This is a genomic window from Noviherbaspirillum sp. FW303-A3 (assembly GCF_058788695.1).
Genome location: NZ_JBYTAZ010000001.1, coordinates 4,705,321 through 4,723,485, shown reverse-complemented (window position 1 = coordinate 4,723,485; position 18,165 = coordinate 4,705,321). Strand labels below are relative to the sequence as shown.

At 59.9% G+C, this 18,165-nt stretch carries 19 protein-coding genes; 12 read left to right on the top strand and 7 right to left on the bottom strand.

Going from position 1 to position 18,165, the window contains the following annotated elements; genetic code table 11:
• Positions 1-9: 9 nt before the first annotated feature.
• The 5 genes from AC3WOY_RS22715 to AC3WOY_RS22695 all read right to left on the bottom strand — a co-directional run bounded on the left by AC3WOY_RS22715 (position 10) and on the right by AC3WOY_RS22695 (position 7,038).
• The gene (locus AC3WOY_RS22715) at positions 10-1,122 is read right to left on the bottom strand and encodes a cytochrome-c peroxidase (protein WP_492427917.1); all 1,113 of its coding nucleotides are present in this window, start codon (positions 1,120-1,122) and stop codon (positions 10-12) included.
• Positions 1,123-1,573: 451 nt separating this feature from the next.
• On the bottom strand, positions 1,574-2,950 hold the full coding sequence (locus AC3WOY_RS22710; RefSeq protein ID WP_492427915.1) for a sigma-54-dependent transcriptional regulator: 1,377 nt from the start codon (positions 2,948-2,950) through the stop codon (positions 1,574-1,576).
• Positions 2,943-5,225 carry an ATP-binding protein gene (locus tag AC3WOY_RS22705; protein WP_492427913.1) on the bottom strand — a complete coding sequence of 761 codons (2,283 nt, stop codon included), beginning with the start codon at positions 5,223-5,225 and terminating at the stop codon, positions 2,943-2,945. Before AC3WOY_RS22705 ends, AC3WOY_RS22710 begins: the two co-directional genes overlap by 8 nt.
• Before the next feature lie 261 nt (positions 5,226-5,486).
• Positions 5,487-6,056 (bottom strand): carboxymuconolactone decarboxylase family protein, encoded by a 570-nt coding sequence (locus AC3WOY_RS22700; protein WP_492427911.1) that lies wholly within the window; start codon positions 6,054-6,056, stop codon positions 5,487-5,489.
• A 79-nt stretch (positions 6,057-6,135) separates the two neighbouring features.
• The gene (locus AC3WOY_RS22695; RefSeq protein ID WP_492427908.1) at positions 6,136-7,038 is read right to left on the bottom strand and encodes an AraC family transcriptional regulator; all 903 of its coding nucleotides are present in this window, start codon (positions 7,036-7,038) and stop codon (positions 6,136-6,138) included.
• 84 nt (positions 7,039-7,122) lie between these two features.
• Here AC3WOY_RS22695 and AC3WOY_RS22690 point away from each other — a divergent pair, with 84 nt between their 5' ends.
• From AC3WOY_RS22690 to AC3WOY_RS22660, 7 genes are all read left to right on the top strand, one after another.
• The gene (locus AC3WOY_RS22690; protein ID WP_492427906.1) at positions 7,123-7,695 is read left to right on the top strand and encodes a YHS domain-containing (seleno)protein; all 573 of its coding nucleotides are present in this window, start codon (positions 7,123-7,125) and stop codon (positions 7,693-7,695) included.
• A 100-nt stretch (positions 7,696-7,795) separates the two neighbouring features.
• Positions 7,796-8,053 carry a glutaredoxin 3 gene (gene grxC / locus AC3WOY_RS22685; RefSeq protein ID WP_492427904.1) on the top strand — a complete coding sequence of 86 codons (258 nt, stop codon included), beginning with the start codon at positions 7,796-7,798 and terminating at the stop codon, positions 8,051-8,053.
• 141 nt (positions 8,054-8,194) lie between these two features.
• Positions 8,195-8,506, top strand: coding sequence for a BufA1 family periplasmic bufferin-type metallophore (locus tag AC3WOY_RS22680; RefSeq protein ID WP_492427902.1), 312 nt, complete (start codon positions 8,195-8,197; stop codon positions 8,504-8,506).
• Positions 8,507-8,534: 28 nt separating this feature from the next.
• The gene (gene bufB / locus AC3WOY_RS22675) at positions 8,535-9,452 is read left to right on the top strand and encodes an MNIO family bufferin maturase (protein ID WP_492427900.1); all 918 of its coding nucleotides are present in this window, start codon (positions 8,535-8,537) and stop codon (positions 9,450-9,452) included.
• A complete protein-coding gene (locus tag AC3WOY_RS22670; RefSeq protein ID WP_492427898.1) occupies positions 9,449-10,225 on the top strand; it encodes an HvfC/BufC family peptide modification chaperone in 777 nt (258 codons plus the stop codon). Before bufB ends, AC3WOY_RS22670 begins: the two co-directional genes overlap by 4 nt.
• A gap of 77 nt (positions 10,226-10,302) precedes the next feature.
• Positions 10,303-10,755: a DoxX family protein gene (locus AC3WOY_RS22665; RefSeq protein WP_492429387.1), complete on the top strand. Its 453-nt coding sequence runs from the start codon at positions 10,303-10,305 to the stop codon at positions 10,753-10,755.
• A 22-nt stretch (positions 10,756-10,777) separates the two neighbouring features.
• A complete protein-coding gene (locus AC3WOY_RS22660; protein ID WP_492427896.1) occupies positions 10,778-11,587 on the top strand; it encodes a YiiX/YebB-like N1pC/P60 family cysteine hydrolase in 810 nt (269 codons plus the stop codon).
• Between the two features lie 92 nt (positions 11,588-11,679).
• Here AC3WOY_RS22660 and AC3WOY_RS22655 read toward each other — a convergent pair whose 3' ends face one another.
• The gene (locus AC3WOY_RS22655; RefSeq protein WP_492427894.1) at positions 11,680-12,369 is read right to left on the bottom strand and encodes a haloacid dehalogenase type II; all 690 of its coding nucleotides are present in this window, start codon (positions 12,367-12,369) and stop codon (positions 11,680-11,682) included.
• A 416-nt stretch (positions 12,370-12,785) separates the two neighbouring features.
• Here AC3WOY_RS22655 and AC3WOY_RS22650 point away from each other — a divergent pair, with 416 nt between their 5' ends.
• The 3 genes from AC3WOY_RS22650 (at position 12,786) to mtnP (ending at position 14,451) form a co-directional block, all read left to right on the top strand.
• Positions 12,786-13,340, top strand: a complete 555-nt coding sequence (locus AC3WOY_RS22650; RefSeq protein ID WP_492427892.1) for a sigma-70 family RNA polymerase sigma factor — start codon at positions 12,786-12,788, stop codon at positions 13,338-13,340.
• Complete coding sequence (locus tag AC3WOY_RS22645; RefSeq protein ID WP_492427890.1) at positions 13,337-13,522, top strand: zf-HC2 domain-containing protein; 186 nt, start codon at positions 13,337-13,339, stop codon at positions 13,520-13,522. The genes AC3WOY_RS22650 and AC3WOY_RS22645 overlap by 4 nt, the downstream gene beginning before the upstream one ends.
• An 83-nt stretch (positions 13,523-13,605) precedes the next feature.
• Positions 13,606-14,451: an S-methyl-5'-thioadenosine phosphorylase gene (mtnP, locus tag AC3WOY_RS22640; RefSeq protein ID WP_492427888.1), complete on the top strand. Its 846-nt coding sequence runs from the start codon at positions 13,606-13,608 to the stop codon at positions 14,449-14,451.
• Positions 14,452-14,484: 33 nt separating this feature from the next.
• Here the strand turns inward: mtnP and AC3WOY_RS22635 are convergent, their stop codons facing one another.
• On the bottom strand, positions 14,485-14,925 hold the full coding sequence (locus tag AC3WOY_RS22635; protein ID WP_492427886.1) for a DUF302 domain-containing protein: 441 nt from the start codon (positions 14,923-14,925) through the stop codon (positions 14,485-14,487).
• A 93-nt stretch (positions 14,926-15,018) separates the two neighbouring features.
• On the opposite strand from AC3WOY_RS22635, the gene arsS reads away from it, so the two are divergent.
• The gene (gene arsS / locus AC3WOY_RS22630; RefSeq protein WP_492427884.1) at positions 15,019-15,984 is read left to right on the top strand and encodes an arsenosugar biosynthesis radical SAM (seleno)protein ArsS; all 966 of its coding nucleotides are present in this window, start codon (positions 15,019-15,021) and stop codon (positions 15,982-15,984) included.
• A 33-nt stretch (positions 15,985-16,017) separates the two neighbouring features.
• Entirely contained in the window at positions 16,018-18,159 is a 2,142-nt protein-coding gene (locus AC3WOY_RS22625) for a dihydrolipoyl dehydrogenase family protein (protein WP_492427882.1), read from the top strand.
• The last annotated feature ends 6 nt before the right edge of the window (positions 18,160-18,165 follow it).

Sequence of the window (18,165 nt, the reverse complement as noted above, 5' to 3'; positions counted from 1 at the left end):
GTGGTTTCCTCAGTTCTTGCCATAGGTGGTGCGGGTCTGCATGTCCGGTTGACCCGGGTCCTTCACAACGATCGGGTCGCCCGACAGCGTCAGCAGGAATGCCTTTAGCGCCTGCTTCTCCGCTGCCGACAGCCTCAGTTGCTTGAGCAACGACGCATTGCCGCCACCGCGGTCGTAGAAGTCGATCACTTCGTCCAGCGTGGCGAACACACCGTTGTGCATATACGGCGCGGTGTACTTCAGGTCGCGCAGCTGCGCGGTCTGGAACTTGCCGATGTCGTCCGGCTTCTTCGTGATCGCATAAGCGCCGACGTCGGTGCGCGCATTCATGTAGTTCGGCATGCCCGAGGTTGCGTAATGGCGCAGCATCGTGATCGAGCGCAGCGGGTTTTTCAGCACATCGGGATGCTCGGGCACGCCCGTCTTGTACAGCTTGCCATCGGAGCCGATCGGACCGTTGTGGCAGGAGGCGCAATTGGCCTTGCCCTTGAAGAGCGCATAACCGGCCTTGGCTTCGTCGCTGATCGCGGTCGCGTCACCCTTGATGAACTTGTCGAACGGTGCGTTGGTCGTCTCCAGGCTGCGAATGAACTCGCCGATGACGTTGAACACGCGCATGCCGTTGATGTCATCGTTGCGCCACTTCTTCCATAGCGCGTCGTACTCGGGAACCTGTTTCAGGCGCTCCTGCACCAAGCGTCCGTCGGCATTCATGGTGTGGGCTTCGGTAATCATGTCTCGTACCAGGGTCCCTGCATCAGTACCGTCGAGACGACCATCCCACATGAAGCGGGCGCGGTGCTTGCTGTTGAGTACAGTCGGCGCATTGCGGAAATACTCTGTCGATGGGTAGCCGGCGGACAGCGCCTGTCCGTCGCCCCAGCCCTTGTCCGGAGCATGACAAGAGGCGCAGGACACCCCCCAATTGCCAGACAAGCGGTTATCGAAAAAGAAGAACTTGCCAAGCTCGATCATCGCGGCATTTCCCGGCTTTACTTCGGGCATGGGCGCCAAGTCCGGTGCGCTTTGCGCATTTACCATCCCTGAGCCAAGCACCAGCGTCGTCGCCATCACCAGATCCCTGAAACCGGGTGCGGCGTGTTTAATACGTGTGTTTTTCATATTCCTTCCTTCATGGGTAGGAGCCCCTGTAGGAACAGCCCTACGGTACATACCGTTTTGCATGTTTCATGCCAGTAACCAGAATTGAGAAAACAAGTGAAAACTGACTGCGCGTCGCCAAAGTGCGGCCATTTATTTGCCGCGTGGTCGGAAACTTACCGGTCAAACCATGACTGGGTGGGTAGCGAGGGCGAGGGAATTGGCGAACGCGCAAGCGCGACGCAAACAAGCGGACTCTATTAGAAGAGGTTATTGAGAAAGCGCCGGAAGCCTGTCAGTGCAACTGAAGGCTCCGCTCGAATAGATGACTGCCGCTTAAAAGCAGCGATTGCATCGAATACAGCTGGACTTTGCTGAGGTGGCAGGAATACTAACAGCAGAAGTGCTGCCTCTGATTGGCGACCCGCTCAGCGAGCCCGACGCGCGACAGCGGATATTTTTAGTGATTAACTTAACTGTCCGATTCCTCTAGCTCGTCAGACTCGCGCAATTTGTTGCGCAGTGTAAAACGGTTAATACCTAGAAGTTCGGCTGCACGAGTTTTGTTGCCTCCGCAATGAAACAGCACCGTTTTAATATAGTCCGTTTCAATTTCGCTCAGAGTTTTAATTTTTTCGCGTGGAACCCCTCGCTCCATCGTATCCGTCAATGCCTGCCGCCCAGACAGCTCTCGTGGGAGATGGTCCAGCGTAACCTGCTCGCCGCCGCTTAATATGGCAGCTCGTTCCATGACGTTACGCAACTCGCGAATATTGCCCGGCCAATGATATGCCGTCAGATACGGCACGGTACATTGGGCGAGATCGCCGATGGACGCCCCGAACGATGCCCCGGTTCGGGCCAGGAAATACCGTGCGAGTGACAGGATATCGTCCTTGCGTTCGCGTAGCGGAGGCACATCAATCGTGCCGACGTTCAGGCGGTAATACAGATCTTCTCGGAACGCCCCGCGCTTAACCATCTCGGGCAAGTTACGGTGTGTTGCCGCGACAAATCGCACATCAACCCGTATTTCCTTCTGCCCACCGAGGCGGCGGAAGGTCTGCGTCTCCAATACTCTCAGCAGTTTGGGTTGCAGCGTCTGTGACATGTCGCCGATCTCGTCGAGAAACAGCGTCCCGCCGTCTGCCAATTCCAGCAATCCGCGTTTGGCCTGCTTCGCATCAGTGAACGCGCCGCGCTCATGGCCGAAGATCTCCGATTCCAGCAATCCTTCCGGGAGTGCGGAACAATTAAGCGTAACCCACGGACCGGAGGCGCGCGACGAACGGTTGTGAACCGTCTGCGCGACATGCTCCTTTCCAGAGCCCGACTCCCCCTGGATTAGAACCGGAACGCGACCGGCCGCCGCGATTTTATGTGTCATCTCGATCATTGACTGGAACGCAGGGCTGGTGCCAATCATGTCGCCAGAATCGTTACTCGCAGTCTGCGCGCGGCGCCACTCTACCTCGCGACGCAACCGGTGAGTCTCCAGCGCCCGGCGAATCTGTTCCAGCAAGTCTTCCAGATCAAACGGTTTGTGGATGTAGTCATAGGCGCCTGCCTTCAGTGCAGCTACGGCCGTGCGGACCTCCGGAAACGCAGTCATGATCACTACTAATGTTTGATCGTCTGACTCTCGCAGCTTTGCCAGCACATCTAATCCACCGATGTCCGGCAAGCGCAGATCGAGCAACACAAGGCGAAAGGTTTGCTGTTTTAACAGTCCCAGCGCCGTTGCACCGTCTTCTGCAACACTGATGTCGTAACCTCGTTTTGCAAGGAACTTGCCTACTGTAATGCGGATGGTTGCATCATCTTCGACGATTAAAATGGGGTCAGACATGGTGGTTCCCAAAAAGCGGCCAATCCAAAGTAAAGCACGTTCCGTGCCCTGAATCACTCCTCACTTCGATGCGTGCGCCATGCTGCTCAGCTATTTTGCGTACGATTGCTAAGCCTAGCCCCGTACCTTCACTCCGTGTGGTGAAAAATGGATCGAAGATCTGCGACAGCACCTCCGGTGCAATGCCGATGCCAGTGTCGCGCACCTCGATGAGCGCCCGGTGACCGTCAACCCGTGCCGCCACCGTGAGGTTCCCCCCCTTCGGCATCGCATGCACCGCATTGATCACCAAGTTCAGCAAGGTTTGCTTGAATTGGTTGGGGTCGGCCCATAATGGGGGCAAAGTGGCGGTCCCGTGCAACTCGACTGTAACCCTCTTGCTTCGCGCGTCCTTCCCTGTCCAGAACAAAACATCGTCAAGGACGTCGTCAAGTCTGCATGCCTCAACCTGGAGCCGTTGCGGCGCAGCATAGCCGTGAAAACTTCGCAGAAAGCCGGACAGCCGATCGATCTCGCTCTCCAACCGCGTAAGTGGCTCGATTAATCCTTCAGGCACCTCGTCTTCGTACTGCATCGCCTGCACGACCGCTTTCATGCCGGCTAGGGGATTGCCAATTTCGTGCGCCAGTCCCATTGCCAATTCGCCAAGCGTCGTCAACTTCTCCATCTGGAACATCTGCCGATCCAGCATACGACGCTCGTCCAGGAAACGGCGTTCCTGGCTGACATCGCGGGCGACAACGATGTAGCCGGCCGCTGTTGGCGCTACCGTTAAGGAGAGGATTAATTCACGGACATGCAAATCGCAGCGCAAAGCGCTGCCTGCGGCGTCCCTCACAATTTGCGACCACTGCGGCCAAAAATCCCCAAGGGGTGCCCCCAGTGCATGCTCGTTCCCGATGAGGCGCATTCCAGCTGCATTAACGAGACGCAGTTTTCCGTTCTTGCTGACTTCCAAAATACCGTCGGCGGTATGTTCGATCACGGCTTCTAACGCAGCGCGTTCCTGTTCCAAGTCAAGCGTACGATCGCGCACCTGCTGCTCGAGTTGCTCGCGGTGTGCGTTAACTTCGCTTGCGGATGCCTGAAGACGCTCGGCCATCAGATTGAATTTTTTTGCGAGTGCCGTGATTTCATCATTTCCGCTAACGGAAACACGGCGCGTAAAGTCTCCGTTGGCGATCGCGGTCGTTTCCGCCGACATGTCGCTGATTGGACGCAACAGCCGACGCGATAGCAAATATCCTGCGATCGCGCTCATAAGCAGTGCCACAAGCAGCGCCCCATAAACAATATATAAATTAAATACCGCGAAGAATAACTCGCGTTCTGGAAACGCAAGTGCGATGCGCCACTTTCCCTGAGCGCTAGCTGGTAGCTCCTGCCTTGAAAAGTCAATTGATGCCTGCGCCATGATCCATCCGTCGTCACGATTTGGGGAAAGTTCGCCTTTTATCAGATTGGCTCCGATCGATTCGGGCATGAGTGTCATAAGCTTATCGACCGGCTGCATTGCGAATCGAGCATGCTCGCCGCCAGCGGAACGACTTAAATATTGTCCCGAGTCATCAAGAAGGTATGCGTTTCCTTTATGTAAGTCGGCCATCTGCTGAACCTGCTCAAGCAAGAGGTCCGCATGAAGATTGATGATCAACACGCCCAGCTTACTTCCATCGCGGCCTGCGACCGGTGTGCCGACGCGGATAACCGGGCGCTCCGGTTGCTCAACGATGCCGAATTCCACATTCAAATCGAGAGGCGAGACATATAGTTGTCCCGGTTGAAGTGCACTGGCTTCGAGAAAATAGTAGCGGTCCCCCTTGAACTGCAGGTCCTGTGGCGACGCAACAACCACGTCCCCGGAGCGGCGATCGACACGGATCCACTCCTGCCCGTCCATTCCTATTAAGCGGATCTGATAAACGTATTTCGAAAAGCGCGCCAAGGCTGCGTAGTCCCTCTCTAGCCAGGATCCTGCAGCCTCGATGCGAGCGAGATCGTCAGCCTCCTTCGCGGCTGCGAATTGGCGAATTGCGCCCATACTTGCCATTGAGAGCACTTGCGCAGACAGTTGATCAAAAAAGCGGCCGAGCCCTTGCGACCTGACGGTGACTTCCTGATTCAGGTTGCGCAGAGTTTCATGTTGCAGCGCCTGCAGCGAAAAATAGGCTCCGATCGCGCTGGCAACCACCGTCGGAATGATCGTTGTTACCAGAAAGGCTACATAGATCTTGAGCGATAGGCCGGAGAAGGAATGAGGGCGGGGAAAAAACATGCTAAATTCTAGCAGGTGCTGCCATCGCACCGAATCCTGGGAATGCGTTGTCTTCAGCCTGCTCGCTTCCTAGGCGCATGCCCTACGCAAGTCCGACCGTTTCCGACACACGCATTGCCAGAAGATTGTCGTCAACCTACATATACGATTTGGATTCAGCCGGTCGCCGAATCCATTCGATATCGCCGGTGTCGAGCGACGAGTGCGGCTTGACCGGCGCAGCGATACTCAGTGATCAATGCCGCATCACTGCGCCCGCAGTCAAGCAACCTTGTACGCTGCAAATCGCTCGTCCACTGCGGTCGCGAACGCGTGATTACTGAAGTTGCTCAGTGTCTTGACTGCGATGGCGAGCACGATATAGAGCAGATCGCGTTCCTGATATCCGGCATTCAAGAACGCGCTCACTGTCTCCGGGCTAGGCCGGCCGTGGCTTCGGACCATTTCCACGGTCGTCGCATGCAAAATCGCCAGCCTTGCATCGGGAATGGGCTTCCGCTCACGAATCGCCTGTAGCACGTCCTTCGGCACGCCGGACATCTTGTCGGCGATCATGCTGTGCGCCGCCGTACAGTAATCGCAGCCATTGACTTGGCTGACGGCAAGAAACACCACTTCCTGTTCGGCCGGCTTCAATCCGGATTCGCTGCGGAACAATCCGTAGCCGTGTAAATAGGTGCTCAGCACGGCCGGCGCGTTCGCCATGTTGGCATACATGTTCGGGATAAACCCGAGCTTCGCGAGCGCGAGGTCCAGCACGTCCTTTTGCGGCCCCTGGGCGTTCGCATGATCGACTGGCCGCAGGTTCTTGATGAATGGGGTGGCAGACATGGGCGGATTCTCCTGACAGAAAACGCAAATACATCCTGCCTGGGAAGAATTCCCTGGCGCTGTATTGCTGAGGACCATTCTATTCAGCGAGAACATTCAGCAGTGATCCACGCGTCTCGTTTGCATGACCGGATGTTTCGGGCTCCGGCAATTCATGCATCTGTTGTGCTCCCTTCAGCCATTCGGTCGGTGAACAGCCGAGCTTTCTGATAAACGCCCGCGTCAATGCGCTGGCGCTGCCGTAACCGACATCATAGGCGACATGTTTGAGTTGAACACCCTGCTTCAGCAAACGCTGTGCGACCATGATGCGCCACGATGCAAGATAGTCCGCCGGCGTCTCTCCGGTAACCTCGCGGAAGCGGACGGCAAAACGCGCGCGCGACATGCCGGCAAGGGCTGCCATGTCGGACAGTTCCCACGGGCGCGCCGGATCTTCCTGGATGGCGAGCAGTGCCTTGGACAAGCGCTTGTCGGCAAGCCCCGCAAGGGTGCCGCCTTGCGTCAACCCGTGGTCAATGCAGTAGCGCAGCAGGCGGATCATCAGCACTTCGCACAAACGGTCCAGCGCGGCCTGGCGTCCGCACTGCTCCGAAAACGCTTCCTCAAACATGAGGCTCAGCAATGCATCCACGCCGGGCAGCGCGGCCAGCTCGACCAGGACCACGGCCGGCAGCGAATCGGTGATGGGATTCCTTCCGCCCCCGCCAAACTGCACCGTCCCGCAGACCACATCCGCACCGGCCTTGTCATCGGCTACCAGGCGGTGCACATCCGGGCGTGGCAGGAACAGGATGGTCGGCTCGGTGATATCGATCGTCGCATTGCGTGCGCCAATCACGCGCACGGGTCCGCGTTTGACCAGATGAAGATGTCCGCGCAACGGATCTTCGTCGAAATGATGGATCCCGCAGATATTCCCGGTATGGAAAACTCCGGCGCGCAGAGAGAAGTGGGCCAGCAGCGTTGTCAGTCTATCCATGGGCTCAAACCGATACGAATGGTAATCCATATGATACATAAAATTACCATTCGTATCGCCACATCGCTACAGTATGAGGCGTCGATGACGACCGCCAAGACCGGCTGCATCGATTTCTTTCTTACCTATTTGGAGATTGCCATGAGCATGCACAACCGTTCCTCGCGCCGTCTGTTCCTCGCGTCGGCCGCCGTGGTCACGCTGACCGCCCTGACCGCCGTCACCTTGCCCCGGTCCGCGCACGCCTACGACGAACATTCGAGCAGTTCCGTTAACGTCGACGCCAACGGCCTCGCGCTGAAGGGCTACGATCCGGTTTCGTATCACTCGGCCACCGGGCCGATGAAGGGCAATGCGAACCTCTCGGAAAAACACGATGGTACGACCTACTGGTTTGCCAACGCCGCCAACCGTGACGCTTTCAAGGCCGACCCGGCCAAGTATGCGCCAGCCTACGGCGGCTTTTGCGCCATGGGTGTGGCGCTGGAAAAGAAGCTCGATGTCGATCCCTTGCTGTGGAAAGTCGTGGATGGCAAGCTGTATCTGAATGTTCACAAGGAGGCGCAGGCCCGCTGGTTGGAAGACGTGAAGGGCAATCTCGCGCAGGCGGAGAAGAATTGGCCCCGCATCAAGGACAAGGCACCCAAATCGCTTTGACCCCCAATTGCGCCGTTCGCTTACCCGGACCGTACCGGACCTCTATCGGCTCGGGAGCGTTCCGAACAAGCGGAATTTACGTTTTTTTAGGAGCAAAGCCATGCCAACCGTCACCATGTACAGCGTGCAAGGATGCCGCTATTGCCAAAGCGCCGAGCAACTCCTCAAACGCTGCGGTGTCGACCGCCTGACCAAGATACCGGTGGACGTCGAGCCGGGCCAACTGGAGCGCATGATCGCCACGACCGGGCGCCGGACCGTCCCGCAAATCTTCATCGGCAGCACGCATATCGGCGGATTCGATGACCTCGCCGCACTGGAGAGATCGGGGCGCCTGGACGAATTGTTGCGTATCTGACACTACCGTGCATCGGCCTGTTCGCAAAAAATGCCGCATCCGACTGTAAGGAATGGACGGGCGTTACGTCTATAGGGGCAGCAAGGTACGCAAACCGCGCGCCGAGCATCCCCTATATTCCACCTGTCAGAGGAGAATCCAATGAAGCAGACCCCTACCGCCCGCTACGCCTCCACCGCAGCCCTGGCCTTGGCGCTGGGTGCAGCCGCGACCCTCGCCGCCGCACCGGTTGCCGCCCAGACGGCTGACAAGGAAAAATGTTTCGGTGTTGCCCTCAAGGGCAAGAATGACTGCGCGGCCGGTCCAGGCACCACGTGCGCCGGCACCTCGAAGATCGACTACCAGGGCAATGCCTGGAAATTCGTTCCGAAGGGGACTTGCGAGAAGACCGCATCGCCCACCTCCGCCAGCGGATTCGGGCAATTGCAGGCATTCAAGGAAAAGAAAGCCTGATCGACCACACCAGCGCGGAGCGCCGCCGATGACTACATCTGTCCATCCTTTACCGCAGCATCGCGGCGCCTCCGCTTGCGTCCAACCCCACCGCCTGCCGCCGTGTGCCGGCGTGGGGCTCAAGCCCGCGCATTTCCGCCAGATCGTCGAAACCTGGCCTGACTTGGGATTTTTCGAGATCCATGCCGAGAACTACATGGTCGACGGCGGCCCCTTTCACCATTACCTGACGCGCATCCGCGAGCGCTATCCCTTGTCCATCCACGGCGTCGGCTTGTCGATCGGCGGCGAATCGCCGCTCAATCCCGTCCACCTCGACAAGCTGGCCGCATTGATCGACCGCTACGCGCCGCAATCGTTTTCCGAGCACCTGGCCTGGTCCAGCCATGGCGACGTGTTCCTCAACGATCTGCTGCCGCTGCCCTATACGCTGCAGACGCTGCACCGGGTCTGCGACCACATCGACCAGGTACAGACGCGCCTCAAACGCCAGATGTTGCTGGAAAACCCGGCGACCTATGTCGAATTCGCGGAATCCACAATGGAGGAAACCGACTTCATCGGCGAAGTGCTGGACCGCACCGGTTGCGGCCTGCTGCTCGACGTGAACAACGTCTACGTCTCCTGCGTCAACCATAACCGCGATCCCTACGCCACCGTGCGCGCCCTCACGAATCACCATGTCGAAGAAATTCACCTGGCCGGCTTCGCACGCGACCATGACGCTGGCGGCTTCCCATTGCTGATCGACAGCCACGGCTCGCCGGTCGCGCAGGCGGTCTGGCATCTGTACGAGTACGCGCTGGCGCAGGTCGGCCCGGTGGCTACCCTGATCGAACGGGACAATGACATCCCGTCTTTCGACGTGCTGTTCGCCGAAGCCGAGCAGGCCGAGCGCCTGCTGCGCGCGCAGCAGGAACCATGCGCCCGGGAGATCGGCGCATGAACGGGCAACAGGCATTCGTCGACGCCCTGCTCGATCCCGAACAGCCGCCGCCGGCACGACTCGCCACCTGGAACGGCTCCGACCCGGCCACCCGTTTCGCCGTGTACCGCAACAACGTGATGGTGTCACTAGTCGATGCGCTCGCCGACACCTTTCCTGTCACGCTGGAACTCGTCGGGGAGGAGTTCTTCCGCGCGATGGCACAGCTTTTCGTGTGCGCCCAGCCGCCGCGTTCACGGCTGCTTGCCTTCTATGGCGAGTCGTTCCCGGCGTTCATCGAGCAATTTCCGCCGGCCGCATCGGTGCCCTATCTCGCGGATGTCGCGCGGCTTGAAATGATGCGCGTGCATGCCTATCACGCGTCCGACGCGGCAGGGCTAACCGCCGATGCGGTCGCGCAGGTGTTGGTCGATGCCGATCAGTTGCCCGGCCTCTTGCTCGGGCTCCATCCTTCAGCTCGGCTCCTGCGTTCCCACTATGCGGCCGTGTCGCTATGGGCGGCGCACCAGGGACTCGCCGACATTTCGTCCGTCGATCCCTATCACCCCGAAAACGCGCTGGTCATCCGTTCGGAGCTCGATGTCGAGGTGATTCCCCTGGATGCCAGCGCCAGCGAGTTTGTCACCTGCCTGATGCAAGGCGCCAGCCTGGGCGACGCAGTCGAACAGGCCGGACTATTCGATCCAGAGTTCGATCTTGCGGACATCGTGAGCCTGCTGATCCGCAAGCAGGCCATTTCATCCATCACAACAACAAGGAGGATACAGCCATGAACTCAAGCCACGACGCAGCAAGCTCAGGCGCAACCATTGCACCGCAAGCCATAAGGCACATTCAGCGGCTGATCGCAATGCTCGGACGCATCCCGGACTCCTTCATCGCAGCCGTCGGCCGGTTTTCGATCGCGGCGGTATTCTGGAAATCGGGGCAGACCAAGATCGAAGGACTGGCCATCGATCTCATCAACGGCGAATTCCAGCTCGGCCTGCCGCGCTTGTCGGATTCGGTGGTTGACCTATTCCGGGAAGAGTATCGCCTGCCTCTGATCCCGCCGGAACTGGCGGCGCCGATGGCAGCCTTCGCCGAGCATTTGTTCCCGTTCTTGCTGCTGATCGGACTGGCGACGCGCTTCTCCGCGCTGGCCTTGCTGGTCATGACCTTGACGATCCAGATCTTCGTCTATCCGGATGCGTACCCGACGCATGGCACCTGGGCAGCCGTGCTGCTCTATCTGGTGGCAAAGGGGCCCGGCAAGCTATCGCTGGATCATTGGATCGCGCGCCGTTGCCGGGCGCCGGCCTGACATCCTGCTGCAAGCCACGGCGATGGGACTGGCACTCAATTGGCTGGGAAAACGTCTGGCACGTTTTCTTGCGCGGGAAACGCACGTGCATGGCACAGGTCCGGCGACACGCCCGGATCGGCTGCTCGCCTGCCTCCAACCCGGCGACGTGCTGCTGGTCGAGGGCAATAGCCGCATCAGTACCGCGATCAAGTACCTGACGCAGTCGACCTGGTCGCATGCGGCACTTTACGTCGGGACGCATCTGGCGGAAGCGGGCGGCAATCCCGATCACTGTTTCATCGAGGCGGATCTCGTGGATGGCGTGCGCAGCGTCGGCGTCGACGAATTCGCCGGTTTGCATACGCGGATTTGCCGTCCGGCCGGCTTGAGCGAGTCGGATTGCCGGAAGGTCACGGCGTTCGCGATCGCGCGTCTCGGCAATCAGTACGATCTGCGCAATGTCATCGATCTGGCGCGCTATCTGCTGCCAACCCCGCCCGTCCCTTTACGGTTCCGCCGCCGCATGCTCGCGCTCGGCAGCGGCGATCCGACCCGTGCCATCTGCTCGACGCTGATCGCACAGGCGTTTCAATCGATTCGTTACCCTATCCTGCCCATCACGAACACCCGCAACGCCGATCGTCCCGATTGCCCCGGCTGTGTCGAGGAAATTCTCCGGGTCCGCCACCACAGTCTGTTCGCACCGCGCGATTTCGACGTCTCGCCGTATTTCCAAGTCGTCAAACCTACCCTCGTTGCCCAGTTCGACTTCAATACGCTGCGCTGGGAAGACGGGCCCGTTGCCGAGCCTGCCGGAGCGCCGGCCGTGGCGGCAGCCGCACGACACTGATGCGTCGCGCAAGCACACGCGCCCGGCCGGCCTCACCTGCCGCAATCGGCCCTTCACGCGTCGGTTTCGCGCGGCGCGCATGACAACTCCGCTTATGCACTTGCCGTCAGCTTATCCGCCACGTCGAGCAAATCGGCGCCGACGATATCGGGCGCCTCCGCCAGCGGAAACAGTTGCTGGCCGTTCCGTTCGACAAATGCGGTACGCAGACCGGCCCATTTGGCCCCGGCGACGTCCCAGCCATGGGCGGCGATCAGCATGCACTGATCCGGTTCGACCTGCATTTCCGCTGCCGCCCAGCGGCAAACCGCCAAGCTCGGCTTGTATTGGCGGGTATTTTCCACACTCAATTGGCGTTCGAAGCAGTCCGCCAGTCCCGCATACGCGAGCTGCGCGGCGACACCGGACGCGGACGAGTTGGTCAGCGTTGCCAGCCGAAATCCGGCTTGGCGCAGCCTGTCGAGCGCCGCGCGCACATCCGGGTGCGGCGGCAAGGACAGCATGGGGCGCAAAGCGTTTTTCGCGTCTTCATCGCGCAGCACGATTTGGCGGTTCTTCGCCAGCATCTGGAGAGTCGCGGCGCCGACCTCGGGAAGCGGCGCCCAGCGGTCGGCGAGCGTCATGACGAGCGAATAGTGCAGCATGGTCGTAAACCACAGCGTGGCTCCGTTCGGGTCCAGCAATGCGGCGTTGATACTCTTTTGCAGCGGCGCCAGGTCGAGGAGTGTCTCGTTGACATCGAATAACAGGACTGCGGGAATGTCTTGTCTGGTGCTGGACATAAGTTCTCCTTGGTTAAAGGGCTTCGCAGGTGGCAATCGCACGTTGGACGAAACAATAACGAGAAAGATTAATTATTTGATAACCATCCAGATCACACGCGGTGGAATGGGCGATTTCAGCTAGACGAGATATGAAGCAATCCTTACGACGTCCTTGTCGCGACTGCCATCCGGTGGCTCCCGTGATGCGCACCGTCGGCGAAACACAGTCAAAACGATCGCTCCTGTCAATGTACGATATATGCAAACCGCGGGTGAAGCGTTATGCTCGCAGTGCGATTCTTTTTACGCATTACCGAATCGGCGATGCGGAAATAATGACAAGTACCCACATTTAGGCCGATAAACCATCCATGAACTCCGTGATTTCAGACACTGCTTCCGGCCGCAACGATGCGCCTTTGTGGAATGACGCCATGTTGGCGCAACTGCGCAAGGAGTTGCTGCGCTTTGCCGTCTTGCAACTCAGAAACCGCGACCTCGCCGAGGATGTGGTGCAGGATGCACTTGCCGCTGCGTTTGCGGCGCGCGAGCAATTCCAGGAGCGCGCGTCAGTCAAGACCTGGATGTTTACCATCCTGAAGAACAAGATCATCGACCTCTTGCGCGACCGCTGGAACAAGAACCGGGTCGACCTGATCGATGCGGCCGGCGATGAATCGGATTTCGATGTCCTGTTCCAGACAAACGACCGCTGGCAACGCAGCGAAATGCCATCCACCTGGGGCGATCCGGAAAAGAGCTTCGAGAACCAGGAGTTCTGGCTCATCTTCGAGCTGTGCATGACGAAACTGCCGGACACGACGGCACGCGTGTTCTCGATGCGGGAGTTCCTGGGGCTGGAAGTGGAGGAGATTTGTAAGGAATTGGCGATCACCACGTCCAACTGTTGGGTGATCCTGCATCGCGCGCGCATGCACCTTCGGCTGTGTCTGCAGCAGCGCTGGTTTGAAAGGGACAAGGAAAAATGATGTCATGTAAAAAGGCGACGCACCTGATGTCGCAACAGCTGGACCGCAAACTTTCGGCGCGCGAGACCGTCGCCCTGAAATTCCATTTGATGATGTGCACCGGCTGCACCAATTTCAAGGGCAACATGAGCTTCCTGCGCAAGGCCTGCGAGCGGGTGCTGACCGACGCCAAGCTGAAATGAGAAAGTTGTAAGGATTCCGGGCCGGCTGCGTTTAATCAGGGAACCCATGCAAGAACCCTGTTTGAACAAGAAAAGGAATCCATATGCTCGCAATCATCGGCGGAACCGGGGTCTACCAGTTGGATGGACTTGACCTCCTGCAGACGATAGACGTGGCCACGCCGTTCGGCGCGCCCTCCTCTCCCATCCTGAAAGGGAAAATGGGCGGCCAGGAAATCCTGTTCCTGGCCCGGCATGGAAATCAGCACCAGTTCCTGCCGCATGAAGTCAATTACCGCGCCAATATCTACGCGCTCAAGTCACTGGGCGCCACCCAGATCATCGGCATCTCCGCTGTCGGCAGCCTGCGGGAAGAGATCGCACCGGGCGACCTGGCCGTGCCGGCGCAGTATTTCGACTGGACCAAGGGACGCCGCGCGTCGACCTTCTTCGGCGACGGCATCGCCGCCCACGTCTCCACTGCCATGCCGGTGAGCGCGAACCTCGCCCAATGGATACGCGAACATGCCGGCATGCTCGACATCCGCCTGCATGCCGGGGTCACCTATGCCTGCGTGGAGGGTCCGCGCCTGGGCACGCGCGCCGAGAGCCATTTCCTGCGTCAGGCCGGATGCGATGTGGTCGGCATGACCAATGTGCCGGAAGTGTTTCTCGCCCGCGAAGCGCAAATCTGCTATGCGACGATCGGCATCGCGACCGATTACGACTGCTGGATGGAAGACCCGTCCAGGCATGTCACGGTCAGCGCGATCTTCACGCTGTATCGGCAAAGCCTGGAGAAAACACAGCGCCTGCTGCGGGTGCTGTTGAGCGATGCGCGCCCGCCCGAGGAGCCTGAGATCCGCGGCGCGCTGGCGCAGGCGATGCTGACGCCGGAAAGCGCGTTGAGCGCCGCACAGAAGGAGTGGCTCGCCGTGCTCCGGCGCTGACGCGCCCCGGATCGGCGAACGGCGCCTTTCCCTTCATTTGACGGCCGCGTCGATCAAGCCACCGATTCCCATGATCGGTTTCATGGCTTCATCCGGCAGCTTGAAGCGCTCCTTGAAGTAGGCCGGATCGTTGTAGCTGAGCCAGGTCTTTCCTTCGGCATCTTCCCAGGCCAGCGCTTTCAGCGGCAAGTCGATGCCGGACACCGGCACCGCTTGCATGATCGGCGTGCCGGCCTTGGGATTGCCGAACACCAGCAGCTGCGCCGGACGCATCTTGAGTCCCGCCTTTTCCGCTTCGCCGGCGTGGTCGATCCTGGCAAAGATCGTGATCCCCTTGCTCTTCAACACCGTTTCAAGGCGGCTGATCGTTTCTGGCACGGAATAAGGGCTGGACCGGGAGACGATGCCGCCGTCCGCCCCTGCGCTCGTCGCCGATGCGACTAGGAAAAGGAACGCGCACAAGATCTTCTTCATGGGAACCCTGACAATGGAAGTTGCCGACATTTGATTGTAAGGAAGCGGAACCCATTCCGTTTAATACATCAACACCGCTCATTGAGACACATCATGCATGCCACTTTTCCTTTGTTGCGTCAGACGGATTTCCCCGCGATTCGACGTAAAACGCTGGATACCTTGCAAGTCAATCTCGGCTACAAGTGCAACCAGACCTGCCAGCACTGCCATGTGAACGCCGGACCAACCCGCACGGAAATGATGGATGAAGGCACGATCGAGCTCGTGCTGCAGGTGCTCAAGGCGCGATGCCTGACGACGCTGGATCTCACCGGCGGCGCGCCGGAACTGAATATCCACTTCCGGCGCCTGGTGCACGAAGCGCGAAAGCTGGACGTGCGCGTGATCGACCGCTGCAACCTCACCATCCTGTCCGAGCCGGGCCATGAAGATCTGGCGCAGTTCCTGGCCGAGCAGCACGTGGAAGTTACCGCATCGCTGCCCTGCTATTCACAGGAACGGGTCGATAGGCAGCGTGGCGGCGGTGTGTTCGAGCGCAGCATCCGTGGCCTGCAGACCTTGAATGCGCTTGGCTACGGTCGCGCGGGCAGCGGTTTGAGCTTGAATCTGGTGTACAACCCGCAAGGTCCCGCCCTTCCCCCGGACCAGCAGAAACTGGAAGCGGACTACAAGCGCGAGCTGGCCGGGCATTTCGGCATCGTATTCAATCAGCTTTATGCGCTTGCGAACATGCCGATCCAGCGTTTCGGCAGCATGCTGATCTCGAAAGGCCAGTTTGCCGATTACATGCATCTGCTGAAGGACAACTTCAGCGCGGGCAATCTGGATGCGGTGATGTGCAAAACGCTCATCAGCGTCGACTGGCAAGGCTATCTGTACGACTGCGACTTCAACCAGATGCTGCATCTGCCGCTCAGGATGAGCGGTACGGCGCGTCCGCACCTGCGCGATCTGCTGGGCAATGACGTCGAAGGCCAGGCAATCACCGTCGCCGACCACTGCTACGGCTGCACCGCCGGTCAGGGAAGCAGTTGCGGCGGCGCGCTGGCTGCCTGATCGCGTCCAGGCCAAATAAAGGGGTGCACAATAATGCAACGAAACAAGATCGTCGTCCTGGTTCTGCTGGCGGCCGCCGTCGCGGCTTACGTCACCTTCGATCTCGGCCAATATGCGAACCTGGCGTTTCTCAAGGCCAGCCAACAGTCGTTGCAGGCTTACTATCAGGCCCATCCGGCGCAAACGGTGGCGTTGTACGCGGGGCTCTACGTTCTGGCGGCGGCGTTGTCGCTGCCCGGCGCCGCGGTGATGACGCTGGCCGGCGGCGCCTTGTTCGGCTTCTGGATTGGTACAGTACTGGTATCGTTCGCCTCGGCCATCGGCGCCACGCTGGCCTTTCTCGCGTCGCGCCATCTGCTGCGCGGCTGGGTCAGGAACCGTTTTCAGCAAAGGCTTGAGGCGATCGACCGGGGCATCGAACGCGACGGCGCGTTTTACCTGTTCACGCTGCGCCTGGTGCCGGTGTTTCCGTTCTTCGTGATCAACCTCTTGATGGGACTGACCGGGATCCGCACCCGGACGTTCTACTGGGTCAGCCAGGCCGGCATGCTGGCAGGGACCGCCGTGTACGTCAACGCCGGCACGCAACTGGCGCAGATCGACAGCGTACAAGGCATCCTGTCGCCGGCCGTGCTCGGCGCCTTCGTGCTGCTCGGCCTGTTTCCGCTTGCCGCCAGAAAGCTCCTTGCCGCAACCAAGGCACGACAGGTCTACAAACAGTGGAAAAAGCCGGCCCGTTTCGACCGCAACCTGATCGTGATCGGCGGCGGCGCCGCCGGGCTCGTGACCTCGTACATCGCGGCCGCCGTAAAAGCGAAAGTCACGCTCATCGAAGGCCACAAGATGGGCGGCGACTGCCTCAATTTCGGCTGCGTGCCATCCAAGGCGCTGATCCGCTCGGCCAAGTTCGTGAGGCAAGCCAGGAATGCCGCGTCGCTCGGCATTTCCACTACCCGCGTCGAGTTCGACTTTGCCGATGTCATGGCGCGCATCCACCGCGTGATCCGCACGGTCGAGCCGCACGACTCCGTTGAGCGCTATACCAAGCTGGGCGTGGATGTCGTGCAAGGCCGGGCGAAGATCGTCTCGCCCTGGGAAGTCGAGGTGGACGGCAAACGCCTGACCACGCGCGCGATCGTGATCGCCGCCGGCGCGCGGCCGCTGGTGCCGCCCATCCCCGGACTCGATACGGTCGATTACGTCACCTCCGACACCTTGTGGTCCTTGACGGAATTGCCGAAGCGGCTGCTCGTGCTGGGCGGCGGCCCGATCGGCTGCGAGTTGGCCCAGGCATTCGCGCGCTTCGGTTCGCAAGTCACCCAGGTGGAAATGGCCGCGCGACTGGTGGTCCGCGAAGACCCGGAAGTGTCGGCACTGGTCGCGCAGGCACTGGCCGCCGACGGCGTGACAGTGCTGGCCGGTCATCAAGCAGTACGCTGCGAGCGCGACGGCAATAGCCAGCGTCTGATCGTCAAGAAAAGCGGCGACAGCGCCGAGACTGCCGTCGAATTCGATCTCTTGCTCTGCGCGGTGGGCCGTGTCGCCCGCACCGAGGGCTATGGACTGGAAGAACTCGGCATTCCGCTCACGGAGCGCAAGACCATCGAAACCGATGCCTACCTGCAGACGCTCTACCCCAACATCTTTGCCTGCGGCGACGTCGCCGGGCCGTACCAGTTCACGCATACGGCCGCGCATCAAGCCTGGTACGCGGCGGTCAATGCCTTGTTCGGCCAGTTCAAGCGCTTCCGTGCCGACTACAGCGTGATCCCGTGGTGCACCTTCACCGCGCCGGAGGTCGCTCGCGTCGGCCTGTCGGAGCAGGAAGCGGCGGAGCGCAAGATCGCGGTGGAAGTCACGCGCTTCGACCTCGCCGAGCTGGACCGCGCGATCGCCGATGAAACGGCGCAGGGCTTCGTCAAGGTGCTCACCGTGCCGGGCAAGGACAGGATTCTCGGCGTGACCATCGTCGGCGAACATGCGGGCGACCTGCTTGCCGAGTATGTGCTGGCGATGAAGCACGGCCTCGGCCTGAACAAGATACTGGGCACCATCCACACCTATCCGACGCTGGCGGAAGCGAACAAGTACGCGGCCGGCGAGTGGAAACGCGCGCATGCGCCCGAACGGCTTCTGGCCTGGGCAGCGCGCTACCACGCCTGGCGTCTCGGTTAATTCAAC

Coding starts and splice junctions, on each gene's coding strand:
- bufB (WP_492427900.1), top strand. CDS start 8,535: ATGACTACATCTGTCCATCCTTTACCGCAGCATCGCGGCGCCTCCGCT.
- AC3WOY_RS22690 (WP_492427906.1), top strand. CDS start 7,123: ATGACGACCGCCAAGACCGGCTGCATCGATTTCTTTCTTACCTATTTG.
- AC3WOY_RS22660 (WP_492427896.1), top strand. CDS start 10,778: ATGGGACTGGCACTCAATTGGCTGGGAAAACGTCTGGCACGTTTTCTT.
- AC3WOY_RS22655 (WP_492427894.1), bottom strand. CDS start 12,369: ATGTCCAGCACCAGACAAGACATTCCCGCAGTCCTGTTATTCGATGTC.
- mtnP (WP_492427888.1), top strand. CDS start 13,606: ATGCTCGCAATCATCGGCGGAACCGGGGTCTACCAGTTGGATGGACTT.
- arsS (WP_492427884.1), top strand. CDS start 15,019: ATGCATGCCACTTTTCCTTTGTTGCGTCAGACGGATTTCCCCGCGATT.
- AC3WOY_RS22700 (WP_492427911.1), bottom strand. CDS start 6,056: ATGTCTGCCACCCCATTCATCAAGAACCTGCGGCCAGTCGATCATGCG.
- AC3WOY_RS22705 (WP_492427913.1), bottom strand. CDS start 5,225: ATGTTTTTTCCCCGCCCTCATTCCTTCTCCGGCCTATCGCTCAAGATC.
- AC3WOY_RS22650 (WP_492427892.1), top strand. CDS start 12,786: ATGTTGGCGCAACTGCGCAAGGAGTTGCTGCGCTTTGCCGTCTTGCAA.
- grxC (WP_492427904.1), top strand. CDS start 7,796: ATGCCAACCGTCACCATGTACAGCGTGCAAGGATGCCGCTATTGCCAA.
- AC3WOY_RS22710 (WP_492427915.1), bottom strand. CDS start 2,950: ATGTCTGACCCCATTTTAATCGTCGAAGATGATGCAACCATCCGCATT.
- AC3WOY_RS22695 (WP_492427908.1), bottom strand. CDS start 7,038: ATGGATAGACTGACAACGCTGCTGGCCCACTTCTCTCTGCGCGCCGGA.
- AC3WOY_RS22635 (WP_492427886.1), bottom strand. CDS start 14,925: ATGAAGAAGATCTTGTGCGCGTTCCTTTTCCTAGTCGCATCGGCGACG.
- AC3WOY_RS22680 (WP_492427902.1), top strand. CDS start 8,195: ATGAAGCAGACCCCTACCGCCCGCTACGCCTCCACCGCAGCCCTGGCC.
- AC3WOY_RS22665 (WP_492429387.1), top strand. CDS start 10,303: ATGCTCGGACGCATCCCGGACTCCTTCATCGCAGCCGTCGGCCGGTTT.
- AC3WOY_RS22670 (WP_492427898.1), top strand. CDS start 9,449: ATGAACGGGCAACAGGCATTCGTCGACGCCCTGCTCGATCCCGAACAG.
- AC3WOY_RS22645 (WP_492427890.1), top strand. CDS start 13,337: ATGATGTCATGTAAAAAGGCGACGCACCTGATGTCGCAACAGCTGGAC.
- AC3WOY_RS22625 (WP_492427882.1), top strand. CDS start 16,018: ATGCAACGAAACAAGATCGTCGTCCTGGTTCTGCTGGCGGCCGCCGTC.
- AC3WOY_RS22715 (WP_492427917.1), bottom strand. CDS start 1,122: ATGAAAAACACACGTATTAAACACGCCGCACCCGGTTTCAGGGATCTG.